Annotated in this window: 5 protein-coding genes; 4 read left to right on the forward strand and 1 reads right to left on the reverse strand. The window is 72.6% G+C overall.

The annotated features are described in order from the left end of the window. The 3 genes from AB0J68_RS30230 to AB0J68_RS30240 all read left to right on the forward strand — a co-directional run. Positions 1 to 309, forward strand: a 309-nt coding sequence (locus tag AB0J68_RS30230; RefSeq protein WP_363942063.1) for a M24 family metallopeptidase, incomplete at its 5' end; no start/stop codon positions are given. Continuing rightward, positions 306 to 1,448 (forward strand): acyl-CoA dehydrogenase family protein, encoded by a 1,143-nt coding sequence (locus AB0J68_RS30235; RefSeq protein WP_355068843.1) that lies wholly within the window; start codon positions 306 to 308, stop codon positions 1,446 to 1,448. The genes AB0J68_RS30230 and AB0J68_RS30235, both read left to right, overlap by 4 nt. 63 nt (positions 1,449 to 1,511) lie before the next feature. Next, on the forward strand, positions 1,512 to 2,018 hold the full coding sequence (locus AB0J68_RS30240; protein WP_363942067.1) for an Lrp/AsnC family transcriptional regulator: 507 nt from the start codon (positions 1,512 to 1,514) through the stop codon (positions 2,016 to 2,018). Here AB0J68_RS30240 and AB0J68_RS30245 read toward each other — a convergent pair. Continuing rightward, entirely contained in the window at positions 1,948 to 2,556 is a 609-nt protein-coding gene (locus AB0J68_RS30245) for a histidine phosphatase family protein (protein ID WP_363942070.1), read from the reverse strand. The genes AB0J68_RS30240 and AB0J68_RS30245 overlap by 71 nt on opposite strands. Before the next feature lie 156 nt (positions 2,557 to 2,712). On the opposite strand from AB0J68_RS30245, the gene AB0J68_RS30250 reads away from it, so the two are divergent. Next, positions 2,713 to 2,907: a CsbD family protein gene (locus tag AB0J68_RS30250; RefSeq protein WP_354862191.1), complete on the forward strand. Its 195-nt coding sequence runs from the start codon at positions 2,713 to 2,715 to the stop codon at positions 2,905 to 2,907. Positions 2,908 to 2,942: the final 35 nt, after the last annotated feature.

Genomic DNA, 2,942 nt, shown 5'->3' on the forward strand with positions numbered 1-2,942 from the left:
GTGGCGGCGGTGCGTCCCGGGATCACCGGCGCGGCGGCCGACGCGGCGGCCCGGGAGCCGATCGCCGCCGCCGGTTACGGCGACGCTTTCCTGCACCGCACCGGGCACGGCATCGGCCTGGACGGTCACGAGGAGCCCTACCTGGTGGCCGGCAACGACCGGCCCCTGGAGGCCGGCATGGCGTTCTCCATCGAACCGGGCATCTACCTCGCGGGCCGGCACGGCGCCCGCATCGAGGACATCGTCGTCTGCACGACGGACGGCGTGCAGCGGCTCAACACCACCCCCACGGAGCTCATCGCGCTATGACTGTCGACCGGATCCTCCCCACCGACGAGGCCCACGACCTGCTGGACCTCGCCACCGAGCTGGCCGACCGCGAGCTCGCGCCGAAGGCCGCGAGCTTCGAGGAACGCGCCGAGTTCCCCCGCGAGGTGCTGCGCACCATCGGCCGCGCCGGCCTGCTCGGCCTGCCCTACGCCGAGGAACACGGCGGCGCGGCGCAGCCGTACGAGGTGTACCTGCAGGTGCTGGAGATCCTGGCCAGCCGGTGGCTGGCGGTCGCCGAGGCGGTCAGCGTGCACACCCTGAGCTGCTACCCGGTCGCCGCGTTCGGCAGCGCCGAGCAGCGCAAGCTCCTGCCCGACATGCTCGGCGGCGAGCTGCTCGGCGCGTACTGCCTCTCCGAGCCGCAGGGTGGCTCGGACGCGGCGGCGTTGAGCACCCGGGCGGTGCGCGACGGCGACGCGTACGTCGTCTCCGGCACCAAGGCGTGGATCACGCACGCCCAGGTGGCCGACTTCTACAACGTCTTCTGCCGCACCGGCGGGCCTGGCCCGAAGGGCATCTCCTGCCTGGTCGCCGACGCGGGCACCGCCGGCATCGCGCCGCAGGCCGCCGAGCGGACCATGGGGCTGCGGTCCTCGCCGGTGGCGCAGATCGCGTTCGAGGAGGCGCGGGTGCCGGCCGACCGGCTGGTCGGTGGCGAGGGGGCGGGCTTCACGATCGCGATGTCCGCGCTGGACTCGGGTCGACTGGGCATCGCCGCCTGCGCGGTCGGGCTGGCCCAGGCCGCGCTCGACTACGCGGTCGGCTACGCCCGGGAGCGACAGCAGTTCGGCCGGTCCATCATCGACTTCCAGGGCCTCGGCTTCCTGCTCGCCGACGCGGCCACCCAGATCTCCGCCGCCCGCGCGCTGACCCTGGCGGCGGCCCGGCTGCGCGACGCGGGGCGTCCGTACTCGATCGAGGCGGCGAAGGCGAAGCTCTTCGCCACCGACATGGCGATGCGGGTGACCACCGACGCCGTGCAGGTGCTCGGCGGCGCCGGCTACGTGGCCGACCACCCGGTCGAGCGGTACATGCGCGAGGCGAAGGTGCTGCAGATCGTGGAGGGCACCAACCAGATCCAGCGGTTGGTGATCTCCCGGGCGCTCGCCAAGAGCTGAGACGGCGGGCCAGCGCGGCGTTCGTCGTCGCCGTCGCGCCGATTTCCCGGTAGGTTGCTCGCCGTGGAGGAGATCGACCGCGCCATCGTCGCCGCGCTGACCGCTGACGGCCGTCTGTCGTACACCGACCTGGCCGAGAAGGTGGGGCTGTCGGTGTCCGCCGTGCACCAGCGGGTGCGCCGGCTGGAGCAGCGCGGGGTGCTCAAGGGGTACGCCGCCCGGGTGTCGTTCGAGGCGCTGGACCTGCCGTTGACCGCGTTCGTGGCGATCCGGCCGTTCGACCCGTCGCAGCCGGACGACGCGCCGGAGCGGCTGGCCCACCTGCCGGAGATCGACTCGTGCTACTCGGTTGCGGGGGAGGACTTCTACCTGCTGCTGGTGCGGGTGGCCAGCCCGGCGGACCTGGAGCGGGTGCTGCAGGAGATCCGCACCTCGGCGAACGTGACGACCCGGACGACTGTGGTGCTGTCCACCCCGTACGAGAACCGGCCGCCGAAGATCAGTGCTGGGGCACCGAGTCGGTCGCGGTCCCGGGTGCCGGAGGAGCCGGCTGGTTCCACCGCAGGATGACCTGCCGGCCGTGCTCGTGACCCAGCGCGCTGACCGTGGCGGTGTCCAGGCGCAGCCGTCCGCCGGCGGACGGGGGCAGCCCGATCCAGCGGGCGCCGAGCACCCGCAGGCTGTGCGCGTGGCCGACCAGCGCCACGGTGCCGCGGTCGAGCAGCGGGGTGACGCGGGCCAGTACCCGGTCGAGCCGGTCGCCCACCTGCGCGGGTGACTCCCCGCCGGGGCAGCCGTCGGTCCAGATGTTCCAGTGCGGGTCGTCGTGGATGTCGACGGTGGTGCGGCCCTCGTACTCGCCGTAGTTCCACTCGCTGAGGTCCTCGTCGACGTGGTCGACGGTGAGCCCGGCCAGCTGCGCGGTGCGCAGCGCTCGGGAGCGGGGACTGGCCAGGACGCTGACGAAGCGCCGGCCGGCCAGGAACGCGGCGAGGGTGCGGGCCTGTCGCTCGCCGTCGGGGGTCAGCTCCAGATCGGTGTACGAGGTGTGCCGCAGGCTGGCGCTCCAGGTGGTCTCGCCGTGCCGGATCAGCAGGAGCTCTCCCATGCGGCCAGTTAACCATCGCGCCGGGGCGGCCAGTGCCGCCCTCTCTCAACCTATCTTCCTAGGATGCCTTACAGGGTGTGCCGACCGGCACCACCGGTTTCGGCACCGGGAAACCGGGCAACCGAGCCTCGACAACCGCCAGACCGAGGAGGCGCGATGAGCTTCACCGAGAAGGCAAAGAACAAGGTTGAGCAGATGGCCGGCGCCGCGAGGGAGCGCGTCGGCGATATGACCGACAACGAGTCGATGCGTGGTGCGGGCGCGAGCCAGCAGGGTGACGCGCGCGCCAAGCAGGCCGGGCAGAACACGAAGGATGCCGGCAGCAAGATCAAGGACGCTTTCAACAAGTGACCTGAGCGGTCGTCGGGTCCCCGGGCAGGTGCTGC

Source organism: Micromonospora sp. NPDC049580, assembly GCF_040675595.1.
Lineage (GTDB): Bacteria > Actinomycetota > Actinomycetes > Mycobacteriales > Micromonosporaceae > Micromonospora.

What these genes read in the sequence shown, in the direction of transcription:
- AB0J68_RS30235 (WP_355068843.1), top strand. Translation starts at nt 306, where the DNA reads ATGACTGTCGACCGGATCCTCCCCACCGACGAGGCCCACGACCTGCTG.
- AB0J68_RS30245 (WP_363942070.1), bottom strand. Translation starts at nt 2,556, where the DNA reads ATGGGAGAGCTCCTGCTGATCCGGCACGGCGAGACCACCTGGAGCGCC.
- AB0J68_RS30250 (WP_354862191.1), top strand. Translation starts at nt 2,713, where the DNA reads ATGAGCTTCACCGAGAAGGCAAAGAACAAGGTTGAGCAGATGGCCGGC.